The organism is Streptomyces sp. NBC_00086 (genome assembly GCF_026343255.1).
Taxonomy (GTDB): domain Bacteria; phylum Actinomycetota; class Actinomycetes; order Streptomycetales; family Streptomycetaceae; genus Streptomyces.
The window spans coordinates 3,387,340-3,403,470 of sequence record NZ_JAPELZ010000001.1 but is presented as its reverse complement, the minus strand read 5'-3'; the positions used below and the strand labels follow the sequence as shown (position 1 = coordinate 3,403,470).

The following is a 16,131-nucleotide window of genomic DNA, read 5'->3' as shown; positions in this document are numbered from 1 at the left end:
GCCCCCTGGTCCTATGCCCCTACCGTGACCCCGCCGAGGAACGCGGCCCAGGCGCCGGGGGCGACGGCGAGTTGGGGGCCGGCCGTCACCTTGGAGTCCCGGATGTGGACGGAGTCCGCGCACGCGGCGATCTCGACGCACTGGCCGCCTTCGCCGCTGCTGTAGCTCGACTTCCGCCAGTCGAAGGCGACTTCGAGGCACTCGCCACCCTCGCCGCCGCTGTAGCTGCTTTTGAACCAGGCCAGGTGTGTGGTGTTCATAGTTCTCCCAGCAACTTCTCGATCAGGGCCAGTGACTCGTGTGGCGTGAGTGCCTGTGCCCGGATGATCCCATAGCGCTCGGTGTAGATCCGCACCCGTTCGGGGTCCGTGATGAGGTTCGCGTGGCCGTAGGTCTCCGTGTAGGCAACCTCGTTGCGTCCTTTGGGTCGGAGAAGGGTGAACGCACCTTCCAGGCCCGGGTGTTCGTCCAATTCGGTCGGCATCACCTGGAGGTGCACGGTGCGGAGCCGGCCGATCTGGAGGAGGCGCTGCAGTTGCTCCCGCCGGACCTCCGGTCCGCCCGTGAGGCGGAGCAGGATGGAGTGTTCAAGGACGAAGCTGAACGTGGGGGCAGGCCACTGTTCAAGGATTGCCTGTCGGGCTAGTCGGTCTGACACCCGCTTCTCGATGGTTCCCTCGTCCAGTACCGGCCGGCGATGCCGGAATACGGCCCGCGCGTATGCCTCGGTCTGGAGCAGTCCGGGTATGGCCTGAGCGGCGTAGTAGTGCAGCGCCACTGACCCCGCCTCCGCGTCCGCGAACTTCCGGAACCAGTCCGGATGCCGGGTCCGCGCCCGCTTCAACGCCTCCGTCACGTCCGGGATGGCGGCGAGCAGGACGCCCTCGGCGCCGAGCGCCTTGTCGACGTTCTTCAGGAAGTCCGGCTGGGGTGTCCGTACGCCCCGCTCGATGGAGGACACCAGGTCCTCTCCCACGTGTACGAGCGCCGCGAGCTCCTTCTGCTGGAGGCCCGCCCGTTCCCGCAGCACCTTGATGATTTTGCCGAGCGCCTTGAAGAGGTACGCGGTGCCGTCGACCTCCACGGGTCGTTCCGGCTCTTCCTCGCGCTCCGACAGGTCGTTCATAGGCTGATCCGCCCTCGTCCGTACGGGCCGTACACGCAACCGCCGCCGGTCCTACGGGGGTTCCCCGTAGCGCCGCCGTTGCTGGAAAGCGTACGGCGGACCGGCCACGCTCGGTGAGGTGACGACCGAATTGAGTGACATGGCACCGGCGGAGTTCCGGCAGCGCCTTTCCGCCACCCCGCGCGGGGCCCGGCTCGCCCGGCGGCTGGCCGGGGTGCAGCTCGCCGCCTGGGGGATCCCGCACGGCTGCGGCCTCGCCGAGGACGCGGAGCTGGTGGTGGGGGAGCTGGCCGCGAACGCCGTGCTGCACGGGCGGGTGTCCGGCCGGGACTTCGAGGTGCGGCTCGGCTACGACGGGCTGCGGGTCCGGATCGAGGTGAGCGACGCCCGGGGGGACCGGCTGCCGCCCGAGGGGGAGGCGGCGGTGGACCCCTGGTCGGCGGAGGGCGGGCGCGGGCTGGTGCTCGTACGGGCCCTGGCGCGGGAGTGGGGCGTCACGCCGAGGGCGCAGGGCGGGCCGGGGAAGACGGTGTGGGCGTGCTTGTGAGGGCGGGGAGCGCAGTCGCGGCCGATGCCCGCGCAACACCGGGACGGTGTCCGCCTTGTGCGGGCGACCCTCAGAGCTCCCCGGTCGCAACCCCCGCCGCACGACGCCAGTCGGCGACCAGGGCCTGGACCGCGAGGGTGTCGGGGTGGTCCGGCCCCAGTACGCGCAGCTGGTCCCTCAGGAGTGCCATGGTCGCCTTGACGGCCGCTTCCGTATCCCCCGCCGTCAACTGCCAGCAGGCGAGTTGGAGCCGGGTGGTGAGGGTTTCCGGGTGGTCCGGGCTCAATATGCGCAGCTGGTCTTCCAGGAGTGCCGCGGTTGCCTCGGCGGCCCCACCCGGATCCCCTGCCACCCCCTGCCATTCGGCGAGTTGGGCCCGGGTGGTGAGCGTGTGCGGGTGGTCCGGGCCCAGTACCCGCAGGTAGTCCTCCAGTAGGACGGCGAGTGTGGTGGCGGCCCCGCTCGGATTGCCTGCCTCCCCGTGCCAGTTGGCCAGGTTGTGCCGGGTGGAGAGGGTGTCGGGGTGGTCCGGGCCCAGTACCCGCAGGCGGTCCTCCAGCAAGTCGGCGAATGCGGCCGCCGCTCCCGCCGGATCACCCGCGTGACCGTGCCAGCTCGCCCAGTTGCTCCGGATGGTGAGGGTGCCGCGGTGGTCCGGGCCCCGTACCCGCAGGTAGTCCTGCACGAGGTCGGCGAACGCGGCCGCGGCCCTGGTCGCGTCCCCGGCCTCGCCGAGCCACTGGGCAAGGTTGCTCCGGCCGGCGAGGGTGGAGGCGTGGTCCGGGCCCAAGGCCCGCAATTGGTCCTTCAACAGGGCGCCGAACGCGGCCGCGGCTCCGCCCGGATCCCCCGCCCTTCCCTGAAGACCGGCGAGGCTGGAACGGGTGGCGAGGGTGTTGGGGTGGTCGGGGCCGAGAACCCTCAGCTCGTCCTCCAGCAGGAGGGCGGCCGCCTCCGCGGCCCCGGCGGTGTCCCCCGCTTCCCCGCGCCACGTGGCGAGGTAGGACCGGCAGGCGAGCGTGCCGGGGTCGTCCGGGCCCACGAGGCGGGTGGATGTGTCCGTGAGGTGCTGGAAGTGGCGGATGGTCGCGGCCACTTGCCCGGACTCTCCGAGGCTTTCACCGAGGCGGTACAACACCGGGTTGACGACGGGCTGGTACAGGGCGCTTCCGGCGCACGCCATCAAGGCGGTGGTGTTGGCGCGCAGGGCGCTGGCCAGGCCGGCGTCGAGCTCGGTGTCGGGCCAGGTGTCGGTCAGGGCCTGCGCGGCGATGTGCGCGAGCAGGACCCGGTGGTCGGGGTCGAGGGGGTCGCGGACGGTCCGCTGGACGAGCTGGTGGACGCGTACGGCCTGGTGGGCTTCGGCGGGGGAGTGGTCGATCAGGCTCAGCCGGTGCAGGGCCCGCAGGGCGTCGACCGCCTCCTCCTCGGTGACCGCCTCCTCCTCGGTGCCCGCGGGGAGTTCCTGGGCGGGGCCGTGGCTGTTGCGGAGGGATCGTTGGACCGTGAGGCACCTGAGGACCAGATCGCAGGTCAGGACCCGGTGCGGGATCCCGTTCGGGTCGAGCATCGCGGCGAATTCGAGCATGGGGCGGGCCAGTCCGGCCGGGCGGAGTTCGTCCGCGCGGTCCACGGACAGGGACCAGGCGGCCGCCGCGGGGGTCGGCTGGTCATCGGGCAGGGCGCCGGGCTCGGGGAGCAGGTCGGCCAGGCGGCGCGCGCGGTCGGCGAGGCGGGCCCGGTAGCGGGCGACCGTGATGTGGGTGTCGGTGAGGTAGGCGGCGGCCTGGGACAGGGCGAGCGGCAGGTGACCGAGGTCGTGGGCCAGGGCGGCGAGGTTCGCTTCGGGTTCGCGGCGGCCCTGGGCGGCCAGGGCCTGCTGGAGGTGGGCGGTGGCCTCGGCCGGGGTGAACAGGCCCACCGGGACCAGACGGCCGTGCGTGGCGAGGGCGGCGTCGCGGCGGCGGGTGGTGACCAGGGTCCGGCCGTGTGGATGGGCCGGTGGCCACAGGTCGCGCAGGTCGCCCGGGTCGGCGACGTCGTCCAGGACGATCAGCCAGCGGGGGCCGGGTACGGGCTTGGGTTCGAGCCAGGCCAGGAACGCCCGCGCGGCCCGCTCCGGGTCGGCGGGGTCCGTGTGCAGGATGTCGGCGGCCGCCTGGGCGTAGGCGTCGATGACGGCCTGGCGGGTGGCGGCGGTGATCCAGACCAGCAGGTCGACCTGTCCGTCGGCCCAGACGTGGCGGGCGTGGTCGGCCGCGAGCTGGGTCTTGCCCACCCCGCCCATCCCGGCCAGGACCTGGCAGGGGACCGCCGCGCCCCCGCCCTCCACGGCGGAGCGCAGGTGATGCACCTCGGCCCGGTCCTGGAACGAACCGGCCCGGCGGGGGATCACCCCGACCTGGTGCGGCCAGGAGACGGCATGCCGGGGAGCGGCCTGGTAGGTGATGTGGTCGACGCGGTACGCAGCCATGCTTCCCTGCGCGGCGTGGACCTGCACGCCACCGACCGGTGGCGTGGGGAGGCTTGGGAACGCCGGTCCGGTCAGCCCCGGGACGGATCCGGCACCGGAGGGGGGCCGATGTGCGCGCCTCCGTGCAGGACGGCCGCCGCGATCGAGCCGCCCTCGGCCTTCACGCTGACGTCCCGTCCTGCGGCCACGCCGCCGGTTCCGGCCGAGACCCCGCCGGCTGCTGAAGTGTCCTCCAGCAGGGCGCACAGCTCGGTGGCCGCCTGCTCCCGCTCCGCGTCGTCGTCCAGGCTCTCCAGGAGGTCTTCGATACGGGTCCGCCACACCCTCGCCTGGAGGGCCTGCTCCTGTTCCTGATCCGACCCGCCGGCGGCCACGAGTTCGGCCGCGCTCCGGTCCAGGCGTTCCAGCTGGACCCGCTCCAGCTCACCGTCGCCCCGGCCGAACCACCGCGCGACCCGGTCGCGGACTTCCGTCCACGCGTCCGTCGTCGCGGCCTGTACGACCGCGGCGCCTCCCGCCGCGGCCAACGCCGCCAATGATTCGGCCAGCACCTCGCACCCACCCCCGTGTTCCCGCATCCCTCGTCCAGGACCCATGACGAGCTGCATCTGAACGTACTTCCACGCAGCAGCGCGCACGGCCGTTTCGCCCAAGAGGGCGCCGGGCCGCGGGTGGCGGCGGCCGGAGCGGCGGAGCCGGCCTGACCGCCGGCCGCCGTCCGGCTACTTCAGGTTCTCGGAGATCAGCTTCTTGAAGGCGTCCGGGGTGATCGAGTCGATGCCCTGCCCCGAGTTCACCGTGAGCTTCTTGCCGTTGATGGAGACGTCCGGGGTGCCCTGCATGTCCTGGTCGTAGAAGGCCTGGCCGACCTTCTCGACCCACGGCATGTAGGTGAGTTCCTTGACCGCCTGGTTGAAGGCGGGCGTCCGCAGGCCCGGGACCTGCTCCGCGAGCTCCAGCAGGGTGGCGGTGGAGCCGAACTTGTCGTCCGATTCCTTCTCCGGGTGGTTCTTGTAGAGCACCTGGAGGTACTCCATGAACTTCTCCGGGCCCTCGTTCACCGCAGCGCCCAGCGCGTTGACCGCCCGCTTGGAGCCCTTGCCGCCGCCCAGCGCCTTGTCCAGAAACGTGGCGAAGTGGTACTCGACGCGGTACGTGCCCGCGTCCGCCTGCTCCTTGATGGTCGTGCCGAGGCCGGTCTCGACGCCCGCGCAGTAGGGGCAGCGGGGGTCGAGCCAGACGGAGAGGACGTTCTTCGCGTCGGCCTTGCCGTACGGGATCACGATCCCGTCCTTGCCGGTGGTGTTGGCCGGCTGGACGAAGGGCTTGCCGGCCCCCTCGTCGGCGGAGTCCGCGGAGCCGGAGGAGTTCGCCGCGTACATGCCGATGCCGACCGCGAGGGCCAGTACGGCGACCAGCGCGCCACCGATCAGCACGCGCCCGCGCAGCTTCTCGCGTCGGGCCAGGGCCTCGCGCTCCTCGCGCATCCGGTCGCGGGCCGCGCGCCGCTGGTCCTTCTTGCTGCTTGCCATTCCCCAAGGATAAAGACCGTAGAGCACTCAAGTAGGTGTCATTGGTACGAATCGGGCGGGGACTTAAGTCCTTTGTCCGGTTCCGGGCGAGCTCCCGTGAAAGGTCCTGTGAAGGCCCGGCGAAGGGTGGGGCACATCTCCCGGGGCGGCGGTGAGTCGCGCGCGAAGAACTGATAGACAGTTAACCTCAACGGCCCGATCGGCCGTCCGCGCGAGGATGTTTCGGGGCGTGCGGAGCGTTATATGACTTTTTTTACGTTTTACGGGGGCCGGACCGGCCCCCGCTCTGGGGGGATCGCCGCACTGTGAAGCCACTTCACCGTCACCTCGTCAACACCTCGCGCAAGGTCATGTGCACGGCCGCCCTCGCGGCCAGCCTGACCACCGCCGCGGTCGTGACCAACACACCGATCGCGGGTGCGGGGGAAGCCGAGCCGACCCCCGACAGCCCCCAGGCCACCGATCGCGGTGACGCCCGGCTGGAGCTCCCGGACCTGGTCGCCGACCCGCCGCCGGCGCCCCCCGGCGCCGCCAGCCCGGACGGGGCCACCGCCGGCATACCCGCGACCGCCCTCGACGCCTACAAGCGCGCCGGGATCTCGGTGGCCGCCGCGCTTCCCGGCTGCCACCTGCCCTGGCAACTGCTCGCGGGCATAGGCAGGGTGGAGTCCGTGCACGCCTCCGGCTACGGGCTCAAGGCGGACGGGTACACCGAGAAGGCGATCCGCGGGCCGCGCCTGGACGGCAACGGCTTCGCCGAGATCAAGGACACCGACAAGGGCGAGTGGGACGCGGACGCCGAGTACGACCGCGCGGTCGGCCCGATGCAGTTCATCCCCTCCACCTGGTCGACCTGGGGCGCCGACGGCAACGCCGACGGCAAGCGCGACCCGAACAACATCTACGACGCCGCACTGGGCGCCGGCCTCTACCTCTGCGCGGGCCAGCGCAACCTCTCCGACGCGGGCGACCTCGACAAGGCGATCCTCAGCTACAACAGGTCGCGCGAGTACGTGAACACGGTGCTCGGCTACATGCGCCAGTACCAGGCCGGTCAGGGCGCGACCCCGGTACCGAACCCGCCGTCCGGCAACTACCCGACGCCGAACCCGCCGACCCTGCCCGCGCCGCCGCCCGCGCCGGCACCCGCGCCGACCCCGACGCCGACGCCGACCCCGAAGCCGCCGACTCCCACGCCGACCCCCACCCCGAAGCCGACCCTGGGCAAGCTGGTCCGGATCGGCACCGCCGAGGTCACGGCCGAGGCCGGGACCGAGTTCGAGCGCCTCCCGCTCATCAAGGCCGTGCTGACCGACGGCATGCCGGCCGTCGACCAGGCGATCGTGTTCTCGGTCGACGACGACACCACCGGCCGCACCGTCTTCGCGGCCGACGGCAAGGACTTCGCGGTCCTGCGCACCAACGCCAAGGGCCTGGTCAGGGTCCCGAAGCTGAAGGCCGGCCTCAAGGCGGGCACCTTCACCCTGCGCGCCACGGCCTACGCCGCTTCGGCCGAGGTCTCCGTGCGGTTCGGCGCCAAGGTCACCCCGGCCAAGCCGGTACCCGTCCCGGAGGCGGACAAGCTCGTCCGCAGCGACGCGAACGCCGGCAAGGCGCTCACCGCGGAAGCCGGAACCGCGATCAAGGGCGTGCAGTTCCTGGCGACGGCGAAGGACAAGCCGGTCGCCGAGGCCAAGGCCACGGCCGGGCTCGGCACCAAGGACAAGGACGGGAAGTGGGTCCCCGCGGACCCGGCCAAGGCGGGGGAGACCCCGTACTTCCTGGACAAGGACGGCAAGAAGCTGACGGAGCTGGCGCTCCCGGCGACGGCGGCCGACGGCAAGATCGACCTGCCGGAACTGTCCACCACCGGCGTCGCCGCGGGCACCTACACGCTCCGCGTGCGGATCTCGGACCAGGTGGTGCTCTTCCTGGAGATCACCGTCACCGAGCCCCCGGTCACCGAGCCCCCGGCGACCGACCAGCCGACCGGCAAGAGCTAGTCCGTCTCGACCTGGTCCCCGAAGGCCTGCCCCAGCGCCCCGCCGAACTCGGCGGGGTGCGTGGTCAGGCCGGTGTGCCCGCCGGGGAAGTGCAGCAGCTCCCTGCCGAACCGCTCGGCGAGGAACGCGGCCGGCCGGTAGGGGAGCTCGCCCCGCGAGTCCCGGCCGCCGGCGAGCACGAGCCGGTCCGAGACCGCCTCCAGCCGCCGGAGGTCGGGGGAGTACGCCATGAAGCCCGGCACGATCCGCCCGAGGAAGTACGGCAGGTCGGCCATCGTCCGCTCGGCCCGGGCCGCCGCGTGCGGCGGAAGGGCCGTCGGGGCAGGGGCCGGGGCCCGGGCAGGGCCCGGAGCAGGCGCGTCGCCGTCCTTCCGCAGCCCCGCCGCGAACACGGCCATCGCCGGCATGAGCCCCTCCGCGTCCAGGGTGTCCCGTACGCGTACGAGCAACGCGCGGTGCGCGGAAGCGTCCGGCAGCACCTCCACCACCGGGGGCTCGTGCGCGACGAGGCGTACGAGGCGTTCGGGCCGGGTCGTCAGCAGGTGGAGCGCCGCGATCGCGCCCGAGCTGGAGCCGAACACCCGGGCGGGCTCGTCCGGCGACAGCAGGTCCAGCAGCCGCAGCGCGTCCTCGGCGTGCTCGGCCACGCTCTGCACGGCCTCCGGTTCGTCCAGCGGGCTGCGGGACATGCCGCGCGGATCGTAGGACGCGACGGTGTACTCGGCCGCCAGCGCGTCGGCGACGCCGTCGAAGGCGGCCGCCCCACCGGTCCCGCCGGGGATCAGCAGCAGGAGCGGGCCCCGGCCGCGCACCTCGTAGTACAGGGTCGCGCCGGGCACGCGCAGGCTGCCGGTGGTCGGGGCGCTCACGCGGAGGCTCCCCTGCGGGGAGCGGCGCGGTGCTTCAGCAGGAGGTCCAGGGAGTCGAGGGACCAGAGCCAGGAAGCCTGCGGCGTCCGCGCGTGGGCGAAACCGCCCGAGGCCTCCAGGGCGACGAACCCGTGGAACGTGCTGCGCAGCAGCCGGGCCGCGTCGGTCAGATCGGGCTCCGCCAGTCCGTAGCCGCGCAGCATGCCGTAGGTCAGCGCGACCGCGCGGCGCGGCCCGGGGGCCTTCGCGGCCAGCTCGGGGTCGATCTTGATCGGGGCCTGCGTCGCCGCGTAGCGGCCGGGGAACCGGTGGGCGTACTCCCGCCAGGCGTTGGCGTACGCGACGAGCGCGTCCCGTCCCGCGAGCCCGGCGGTCGCCTCCGCGATGAGCAGCGTCTTCTCGTCCGCCGCCAGCAGCGCGATCCGCCCGCGGAGGTCCTCCAGGCTGCGGACGTGCGCGTAGAGGCTCGCGTCCTGCACCCCGAGCCGCCGCGCGACCTGCGCCATGGTCACCCGGTGCAGCCCCACGTCATCCGCCACCTCGGCCCCCACCACGGTGACCCGCTCGGCTGTCAACCCCATCCGCACCATGTGCCCCTCCCGTTGCTCAGTCCCCACAACTTATACCTAGGAGTCCTAGGTATGACCCTAGGGGGCCTAGGAGAGGAGGAGAGGGGGCCGTTTCGCTCCGTGCTGCCGGATATGTCACGGTCGGATACGGCGCAGCGCCCCCGGCACCGTCGAAGGGTGCCGGGGGCGCTGCGCCGCTGGTCCGGTCCGACGACCCGGCCAGGGAAAAGGCAGGAGCCCCGTCGACTCTGCTCGCGCAGAGAAGACAGGGCTCCTTGGGTACTGCATATCCAACCGCGATTGGTTGGCCCAGGCGACTAGGCCGGGGTGACGTTCTCCGCCTGCGGGCCCTTCGGGCCCTGGGTGACGTCGAAGTTCACCAGCTGGTTCTCCTCAAGGGAGCGGAAGCCGGCGGCGTTGATCGCGGAGTAGTGGACGAAGACATCCGGGCCGCCGCCGTCCTGGGCGATGAAGCCGAAGCCCTTTTCAGCGTTGAACCACTTGACGGTTCCGGTAGCCATGAGCCCTCCTATGGGCCAAAGGGTCGCCCTGCTCCAGAACCTGCTAAGAAGTCTGAAAACTACAAAAGCCTGCGGGTCACATTCTCCGCAGGCCTCGTACTGCAAGGGAAACCAAACTGCAACTTGCGTCGAGCCTAGCACGCACATCCCGGCCGAGACCAGAGGGAAAGATCACGTCACTCGGACGTTTGAGACCCGCCAGACGGCTGACGGAGACACGGGGGCTAGTCTCGCGATGTGGACGCCTATCGCAGCCGGCCCCGTGTCGGCCACATTCAGTTCCTGAACTGCCTGCCCCTCTACTGGGGGCTGGCCAGAACCGGCACGCTGCTGGACCTGGAGCTGACCAAGGACACTCCGGAGAAGCTCAGCGCGAGCCTCGTCCAGGGCGGCTTGGACATCGGTCCCATCACCCTCGTGGAGTTCCTCCGCAACGCGGACGAGCTCGTCGCCTTCCCCGACCTCGCGGTCGGCTGCGACGGTCCCGTCATGTCCTGCGTGATCGTCTCGCAGGTCCCCCTGGACCAGCTGGACGGCGCCCGCGTCGCTCTGGGATCCACGTCGAGAACGTCCGTGCGCCTGGCCCAGCTGCTGCTCGCGGAGAAGTACGACGTACGGCCCGACTACTACACCTGCCCGCCCGACCTGGGGCTGATGATGCAGGAGGCGGACGCGGCGGTGCTGATCGGCGACGCCGCGCTGCGCGCCTCGCTGCACGACGCGCCCCGGCTCGGGCTCACCGTCCACGACCTGGGGGCGATGTGGAAGGAGTGGACCGGACTGCCGTTCGTCTTCGCCGTCTGGGCCGCCCGCAAGGAGTACCTGGAGCGTGAGCCGGAGGTGGTGCGGAAGGTCCACGAGGCCTTCCTCGCCTCCCGTGACGTCTCCCTGGAGGAGGTCGGCAAGGTCGCCGAGCAGGCGGCCCGCTGGGAGGCCTTCGACGCGGAACTCCTGGAGCGCTACTTCACGACGCTCGACTTCCGCTTCGGCCCCGACCAACTGGCCGGCGTACGCGAATTCGCGCGGCGGACGGGACTCACGACGGGCTATGCGCCCGATGTGAACGTGGAGCTCCTGCCGGTGGCCGTGCCGGGTCATTAGCAAGGTTTATGGGGGTATTCGCCTTCCGCTTCTTTCCGCCCGGGTATAAGGGGCGGAAAGGCGAATGCCCGCCGTTCACCGGGAATGCGTTGTCCTTTCACCTCGCCCGCGCGGGCGTGCGTACGGGGCCTTGCGGGGACACGATGAGAGGGAGGGCGGGCCGGGGGGAGCCCGGGCGGTCGCGAGCGTGCTCATCCAGGGGGCCATCGGAGCTCCGCCATGACCACACGCACACTCGGCCGGGACATCACGGTCCTCGGGGACGCCCTGGAAGCGCCCGGGGTCGGCTTCATCCCGGTCAACGCCTTCGTCCTGCACGCCCGTGAGCCCGTGGTGGTCGACACCGGCCTCGGCCTGCCCGACCGTGACTTCCTGAAGACCCTGTCCGAGGCCGTCGACCCCGCCGACGTGCGGTGGATCTGGCTGACGCACCCGGACCGGGACCACACCGGCGGGATCTTCGCCCTGCTGGAGGCCGCCCCCGAGGCCCGCGTGGTGACCACCTTCCTCGGCGCCGGCGAGATGACCACGGAGCGCCCGCTGCCGATGGACCGGGTCTACTTCCTCAACCCCGGCCAGCGGCTCGACGTCGGCGACCGCTCCCTCACCGCCTTCCGGCCGCCCCTCTTCGACAACCCCGCGACCGTGGGCTTCTACGACGACCGGTCGCGGGCCTGCTTCAGCTCCGACTGCTTCGGCGCCCCCCTCCCCGACGGCGACCTCGCGGCCGGCGGCGAGGCCGGGGCGGTGGGGCCCGAGGACCTGCGGGCCGCCCAGCTGTTCTGGGCCTCGCTGGACAGCCCCTGGGTGACCGTCGCCGACCGGGAGAAGTTCCTCGCCACGGTCCGGCCGCTCCGGGAGATGGACCCCGAGCTCGTGCTCTCCACCCACCTGCCGCCGGCCGCCGGGGTCGCACTCATCGCCCGGATGCTCGACACCGTGGGCCTCGCCCCGGGCCTCGACCCCTTCGTGGGCCCGGACCAGCAGGCGCTGGAGCAGATGCTGGCCGGGTTCGAACCCGCGGGCCCGGCCTGATCGGCAAGACACCCCCTGGGGGTGCCCGGTGGCGCATCCACAGGCCTTGAGGGGGGCCGTGGCCGCTGCTAGCGTGCGTCGCCAAGTCATGGGGCGCGGGGCTGGGGCGGGGGCGTGGGATGAGGATCCGGTTACGGGCAGCCGCTCCGGGCCGCCGGGCAGCGGTGGCGGGCTGACGTGGGCATCACGCTGTTCGTGGCCGGGGTCACGCTCTGGGGCGCGGCGGCCGGTCTCTTCCTGCCCCGGGCCGCCTACCGCCTCTCCGTCGAGGCGGGCCTGCCCTGGCGCTCGGCCTGCCCGGCCGGCCACCCGCTGACCGGCCCCGCCCGAGGCTGGCTGGGCCGCGCGGTGTGCCCCCGGTGCGTGCCCGCTGGCCGGTGGCGCGGTGGTTACGCCCCCGCTGCCGGAGCGGTGCTGGCCACCACCCTCGTCTGCCTCGCGCTCGGGGCCGGGGTCGGGGCGCGGCCCGAACTGGCCGCCTGGCTGCTGCTGGCGCCGATCACCGTCCTGCTCTGCTTCGTCGACCAGGCCGTGCACCGGCTGCCCGACGTACTGACCCTGCCGCTGGCCGCCACCACCGCGGCCGCACTCGGCGTGGCCGCCCTGTTCGCGGGCGCCGGCGGATCCTGGACGCGCGCTCTGCTGGGGGGACTCGCCCTCTGGACCGTGTACCTCGTCCTGCATGTGATCCACCCGCCCGGCATGGGGTTCGGCGACGTCACCCTGGCCCTGACCGTGGGGCAGGTCCTGGGCTGGTACGGGTGGTTCGAGCTGATCGCGGGCACCTTCGCCGCGTTCCTCGCGGCCACCGTGCACGGGTACGCCCGGCTCGCCCTGCGCCGGGTGGAGCGCGGGAGCTCGATCGCCTTCGGCCCGTTCATGGCCGCCGGAGCCCTCGCGGGCGTGATCTACGCGGGCCTGGGGCTGGGGCCCGACTTGGGGCTGGGCCCCGTCCTGGGCGCCGGCCCGGTTCCGTGAGCAGGCGAGCAGGCGAGCAGGCGAGCAGGCGAGCAGGTAAGCAGGTGAGCCGGTCCCGTGAGGTGGGTCCCGTGAGGTGGGTCCCGTGAGGCGGGTTCCCGGGCCGGGTCCGGGATCCGCACTCTTCGGGACATCCCGCAGGGGGCCAGACCGGGAGCCGGAGGGGCTGGCGTAGGCTGGATCGGTCCGGGAATTTCGACCGCAGCCGGGCGCCAGCCGAACGACACAGCCGAAAGGTGACGCACCGGTGACCGACCAGGCCGCTCTCCAGTCAGTCCTCGACCGAGCCGCCGCTGGGGGCCGGATCACCAAGGAAGAGGCGCTCGACCTCTACCGTCACGCGCCCCTGCACGCGCTGGGACAGGCCGCCGACGCGGCCCGCCGGCTGCGCTACGCCGGTACCGAGCACATCGCGACGTACATCATCGAGCGCAACATCAACTACACCAACGTGTGCGTGACGGCGTGCAAGTTCTGCGCCTTCTACGCGGCCCCCAAGGACGCGAAGAAGGGCTGGTCCCGCGACCTCGACGACATCCTGCGCCGCTGCGCGGAGACCGTCGAGCTGGGCGGCACGCAGATCATGTTCCAGGGCGGCCACCACCCGGACTACGGCGTCGAGTACTACGAACACCACTTCTCCGCCATCAAGCAGGCCTTCCCGCAGCTGGTCATCCACTCCCTCGGCGCGTCCGAGGTCGAGCACATGGCCCGCATCTCCAAGGTGTCTGCGGAGGAGGCCATCCAGCGCATCCACGCCGCCGGTCTCGACTCCTTCGCGGGCGCCGGCGCCGAGCTGCTCCCGGAGCGGCCGCGCAAGGCGATCGCCCCGCTCAAGGAGTCCGGCGAGCGCTGGCTGGAGATCATGGAGATCGCCCACAAGCTGGGCGTGGAGTCCACCTCCACCATGCTGATGGGCACCGGCGAGACCAACGCCGAGCGCATCGAGCACATCGCGATGATCCGGGACACCCAGGACCGTACGGGCGGCTTCCGCGCCTTCATCCCGTACACCTACCAGCCCGAGAACAACCACCTCAAGGGCCGCACCCAGGCGACCGTCTTCGAGTACCTGCGCATGATCGCCATCGCGCGGCTCTTCCTCGACAACATCGCCCACATCCAGGGCTCCTGGCTCACCGTCGGCAAGGAGGCGGGCCAGCTCTCCCTGCACTACGGCGCCGACGACCTCGGTTCGATCATGCTGGAGGAGAACGTGGTCTCCTCGGCCGGTGCCAAGCACCGCTCCAACCGCATGGAGATCATCGACCTCATCCGCAAGGCGGGCCGCGTCCCGGCGCAGCGCGCCACGACGTACGAGCACCTCCTCGTGCACGAGGACCCGGCGAACGACCCGGTCGACGACCGCGTGGTCTCGCACATCTCCTCCACCGCCATCGAGGGCGGTACGGCCCACCCCGAGCTGAAGCTCATCTCCTCGAACTGAGCGCCCGTGCTGACGATCCACACCGCCGAACTCCTCGTCACGGGGCTCGCCGCCGGACCCGGCCCGGGACCGGCGCCGCTGCCCGGCGGCGCGGTCCTGGTCGAGGGCGACCGCATCGCCCGGGTGGGCCCGTACGAGGAGCTCGCCGCGGCCTATCCGCACGCGCGCGCCCGCAGCTGGCCCGGGGTGCTGACCCCGGGGCTGCTGGTGCGCGGCGGCGACGAGCTGCTGGAGCGCACGTACTATCCGGACGACCCGTACGAGATCACCGAGCTCGGGGCCGAACCGATCAGCGGCGCGGCGGCGTTGGCGGACCTGAAGATGACGGAGCCGCGCTGGGGAAACAGCGCGCGGCGCGGTACGCAGAAGCTGCTCGCCCGCGGGGTGGTCGCGGTGGCGGGCCGCTTCACCAGCCCGGCCGTCCGTACGGCCGTGGTCCGCTCCGGGCTGACCGTCGTCCCGCCCGCTCCCTACGAGGGTCCGGCCTCCCTGGACCCGCTCGCCGGCCGGACCGCGGCCGGGCAGGCCTTCCACGGCGTCCTGGAGCCGGGCGCCCCGGCGCGGTTCGCGGTGTTCGCGGTGGCCGGTCCGGTGGAACTGCTGGTGGAGGGCCCGACGACCTGTGTGGCCACGGTCATCGGCGGCAGACTGCTCCACCGCCGGCGCTGAGCTCGGCGGATTCCGTCTGGGTGAGGGCGGACAGCAGACAGACCTGGAGGCGGCTGAGCCCGCCCAGCTTCTCGCGGATGTTGGACACGTGGAATTTGACGGTGCCGACGGACAGCGTGAGCTTCTTCGCCAGCTCCGAGTTGCTCGCACCCGTGCATAAATTGATGAATACGACCGACTCTTGGCGTGTGAGCTGAATTTCTTCCCGCGGTCCGCAGTCGCTGCCGGACTCCGGACCGGACTGGAACGTGCCTGGCAGACTGATGGTCATGCCGTTGTCGATTTCCATGATCCCCCCCGGGATGTTTCGATCGATTTTTCATTGTAACTGCAGTGCTGGAGGGGGGAATGGCTGGTTTCGGTCAGAACTGTGATGATCCGGTGTGTGTGGCCGATCAAGGGACGAGCGGTCCCCTCGCGTAATTCCCGCGCGAGTCGAACGGCCAGGCGTTGGACCGGCACCCCAGCAGCCCTTTGAGCTGCTGCATCATCGCCGGCGCGGGCAGGCCCGGGCCGGGGCAGGTCTCGTGGCCGCGGCCCAGTTCGTGGCCCACCTCGTGGTTGATGATCAGCGCCCGGTACTCGGCGGGCGAGCCGTCGAACTGGGGCGAACCGAGCTGCCAGCGCCGCAGGTTGACGATCACCTGGTGCCCGCTGCGGCAGTTCGCCTCCCCCTTCAGCTCCGGGGTCACCACCTGGCAGAGCCGGTCCGTGGTGGCCGGGGTGGCGATGCGCACCGTGAACTCCACCGGGCCGGACCCGGTCAGCCGGAACGCGTACCGCGGGTCGCGGGTCCAGCCGCGCGGGTCGCCGAGCACGGCGTCGACCGCGCGGGCGGCCTCGTCCGGATCGATGCCCGAGCCGTCCTCGGCCTCGACGCGGTAGCGCCGTACCGGTCCGGAGCCGTGGCGGGGGCCGGAGACGGTGGAGGCCCGGAAGGTGCCGGGCCCCGTCTCCGGGACGGCCGGGGGGCTCGGGGTGGGCGTCGGCGACGGGGGAGGCGTGGGCGTGGGCGCCGGTACGGACGTGGGCGAGGGCGTGGGTGTGGGTACGGGCACGGGGTCGAGCGCGGCCGTCCGCCCGGACGGCGGGGGCTGCGGGGCGGAGAGGTCCGCGCGGGGTGCGGAGGCCTGGGGCAGGATCCCCGCCATGGCCGCCGCGACGGCGGCCCCCGAGCAGAGCACGAGCGGCAGGACCAGCCGTGCGGGCCGGCGGCGGGTGGAGCGGTGTTTCGTCATGTCAGAGCCGAGTCGTTCGCAGC

General features: G+C 72.2%; 17 protein-coding genes. 7 read left to right on the top strand and 10 right to left on the bottom strand.

The genetic code is table 11. The features are described from left to right. Window positions 1-11: 11 nt before the first annotated feature. Together OG276_RS15085 and OG276_RS15080 are read right to left on the bottom strand one after the other, a co-directional pair. Entirely contained in the window at window positions 12-260 is a 249-nt protein-coding gene (locus OG276_RS15085; protein WP_266905705.1) for a DUF397 domain-containing protein, read from the bottom strand. Beyond that, window positions 257-1,126, bottom strand: coding sequence for a helix-turn-helix transcriptional regulator (locus OG276_RS15080; protein ID WP_266905703.1), 870 nt, complete (start codon window positions 1,124-1,126; stop codon window positions 257-259). The genes OG276_RS15085 and OG276_RS15080 overlap by 4 nt, the downstream gene beginning before the upstream one ends. A 139-nt stretch (window positions 1,127-1,265) precedes the next feature. Between OG276_RS15080 and OG276_RS15075 the strand changes: the two genes are divergently transcribed. Continuing rightward, window positions 1,266-1,673, top strand: coding sequence for an ATP-binding protein (locus tag OG276_RS15075; protein WP_266912824.1), 408 nt, complete (start codon window positions 1,266-1,268; stop codon window positions 1,671-1,673). Window positions 1,674-1,743: 70 nt separating this feature from the next. On the opposite strand, the gene OG276_RS15070 is transcribed toward OG276_RS15075, so the two are convergent. From OG276_RS15070 to OG276_RS15060, 3 genes are all read right to left on the bottom strand, one after another. Further along, the gene (locus OG276_RS15070) at window positions 1,744-4,146 is read right to left on the bottom strand and encodes a tetratricopeptide repeat protein (RefSeq protein ID WP_266905701.1); all 2,403 of its coding nucleotides are present in this window, start codon (window positions 4,144-4,146) and stop codon (window positions 1,744-1,746) included. Between the two features lie 71 nt (window positions 4,147-4,217). Beyond that, window positions 4,218-4,742: a hypothetical protein gene (locus OG276_RS15065; protein ID WP_266905699.1), complete on the bottom strand. Its 525-nt coding sequence runs from the start codon at window positions 4,740-4,742 to the stop codon at window positions 4,218-4,220. A gap of 126 nt (window positions 4,743-4,868) precedes the next feature. Beyond that, complete coding sequence (locus OG276_RS15060; RefSeq protein WP_266905697.1) at window positions 4,869-5,678, bottom strand: thioredoxin domain-containing protein; 810 nt, start codon at window positions 5,676-5,678, stop codon at window positions 4,869-4,871. Window positions 5,679-5,983: 305 nt separating this feature from the next. On the opposite strand from OG276_RS15060, the gene OG276_RS15055 reads away from it, so the two are divergent. Next, entirely contained in the window at window positions 5,984-7,681 is a 1,698-nt protein-coding gene (locus OG276_RS15055) for a lytic transglycosylase domain-containing protein (protein WP_266905695.1), read from the top strand. Here the strand turns inward: OG276_RS15055 and OG276_RS15050 are convergent. From OG276_RS15050 to OG276_RS15040, 3 genes are all read right to left on the bottom strand, one after another. Then, on the bottom strand, window positions 7,678-8,550 hold the full coding sequence (locus OG276_RS15050; RefSeq protein WP_266905693.1) for an alpha/beta hydrolase: 873 nt from the start codon (window positions 8,548-8,550) through the stop codon (window positions 7,678-7,680). The genes OG276_RS15055 and OG276_RS15050 overlap by 4 nt on opposite strands. Beyond that, entirely contained in the window at window positions 8,547-9,140 is a 594-nt protein-coding gene (locus OG276_RS15045; protein ID WP_266905691.1) for a TetR/AcrR family transcriptional regulator, read from the bottom strand. Before OG276_RS15045 ends, OG276_RS15050 begins: the two co-directional genes overlap by 4 nt. A 296-nt stretch (window positions 9,141-9,436) precedes the next feature. Further along, window positions 9,437-9,640, bottom strand: a complete 204-nt coding sequence (locus OG276_RS15040; RefSeq protein ID WP_112451444.1) for a cold-shock protein — start codon at window positions 9,638-9,640, stop codon at window positions 9,437-9,439. A 237-nt stretch (window positions 9,641-9,877) separates the two neighbouring features. Between OG276_RS15040 and OG276_RS15035 the strand changes: the two genes are divergently transcribed. The 5 genes from OG276_RS15035 (at window position 9,878) to OG276_RS15015 (ending at window position 14,870) form a co-directional block, all read left to right on the top strand. Beyond that, entirely contained in the window at window positions 9,878-10,741 is an 864-nt protein-coding gene (locus OG276_RS15035) for a menaquinone biosynthetic enzyme MqnA/MqnD family protein (protein WP_266905689.1), read from the top strand. 219 nt (window positions 10,742-10,960) lie between these two features. Then, entirely contained in the window at window positions 10,961-11,776 is an 816-nt protein-coding gene (locus OG276_RS15030) for an MBL fold metallo-hydrolase (RefSeq protein WP_266905687.1), read from the top strand. A 177-nt stretch (window positions 11,777-11,953) separates the two neighbouring features. After that, entirely contained in the window at window positions 11,954-12,754 is an 801-nt protein-coding gene (locus OG276_RS15025; RefSeq protein WP_266905685.1) for an A24 family peptidase, read from the top strand. A gap of 247 nt (window positions 12,755-13,001) precedes the next feature. Next, on the top strand, window positions 13,002-14,201 hold the full coding sequence (mqnC, locus tag OG276_RS15020; RefSeq protein ID WP_266905683.1) for a cyclic dehypoxanthinyl futalosine synthase: 1,200 nt from the start codon (window positions 13,002-13,004) through the stop codon (window positions 14,199-14,201). Between the two features lie 6 nt (window positions 14,202-14,207). Beyond that, complete coding sequence (locus OG276_RS15015) at window positions 14,208-14,870, top strand: hypothetical protein (protein ID WP_266905681.1); 663 nt, start codon at window positions 14,208-14,210, stop codon at window positions 14,868-14,870. On the opposite strand, the gene OG276_RS15010 is transcribed toward OG276_RS15015, so the two are convergent. Both OG276_RS15010 and OG276_RS15005 read right to left on the bottom strand, forming a co-directional pair. After that, window positions 14,836-15,159, bottom strand: a complete 324-nt coding sequence (locus OG276_RS15010; RefSeq protein WP_266905679.1) for a response regulator transcription factor — start codon at window positions 15,157-15,159, stop codon at window positions 14,836-14,838. The genes OG276_RS15015 and OG276_RS15010 overlap by 35 nt on opposite strands. A gap of 106 nt (window positions 15,160-15,265) precedes the next feature. Then, complete coding sequence (locus OG276_RS15005; RefSeq protein WP_266905677.1) at window positions 15,266-16,108, bottom strand: DUF3152 domain-containing protein; 843 nt, start codon at window positions 16,106-16,108, stop codon at window positions 15,266-15,268. Window positions 16,109-16,131 lie beyond the last annotated feature (23 nt).

Excerpts from the sequence above, each read along its gene's own strand:
- OG276_RS15030 (WP_266905687.1), top strand. The coding sequence starts at position 10,961 with ATGACCACACGCACACTCGGCCGGGACATCACGGTCCTCGGGGACGCC.
- OG276_RS15085 (WP_266905705.1), bottom strand. The coding sequence starts at position 260 with ATGAACACCACACACCTGGCCTGGTTCAAAAGCAGCTACAGCGGCGGC.
- OG276_RS15075 (WP_266912824.1), top strand. The coding sequence starts at position 1,266 with ATGGCACCGGCGGAGTTCCGGCAGCGCCTTTCCGCCACCCCGCGCGGG.
- OG276_RS15005 (WP_266905677.1), bottom strand. The coding sequence starts at position 16,108 with ATGACGAAACACCGCTCCACCCGCCGCCGGCCCGCACGGCTGGTCCTG.
- OG276_RS15065 (WP_266905699.1), bottom strand. The coding sequence starts at position 4,742 with ATGGGTCCTGGACGAGGGATGCGGGAACACGGGGGTGGGTGCGAGGTG.
- OG276_RS15045 (WP_266905691.1), bottom strand. The coding sequence starts at position 9,140 with ATGGTGCGGATGGGGTTGACAGCCGAGCGGGTCACCGTGGTGGGGGCC.
- OG276_RS15080 (WP_266905703.1), bottom strand. The coding sequence starts at position 1,126 with ATGAACGACCTGTCGGAGCGCGAGGAAGAGCCGGAACGACCCGTGGAG.
- OG276_RS15040 (WP_112451444.1), bottom strand. The coding sequence starts at position 9,640 with ATGGCTACCGGAACCGTCAAGTGGTTCAACGCTGAAAAGGGCTTCGGC.
- OG276_RS15070 (WP_266905701.1), bottom strand. The coding sequence starts at position 4,146 with ATGGCTGCGTACCGCGTCGACCACATCACCTACCAGGCCGCTCCCCGG.
- OG276_RS15010 (WP_266905679.1), bottom strand. The coding sequence starts at position 15,159 with ATGGAAATCGACAACGGCATGACCATCAGTCTGCCAGGCACGTTCCAG.
- OG276_RS15060 (WP_266905697.1), bottom strand. The coding sequence starts at position 5,678 with ATGGCAAGCAGCAAGAAGGACCAGCGGCGCGCGGCCCGCGACCGGATG.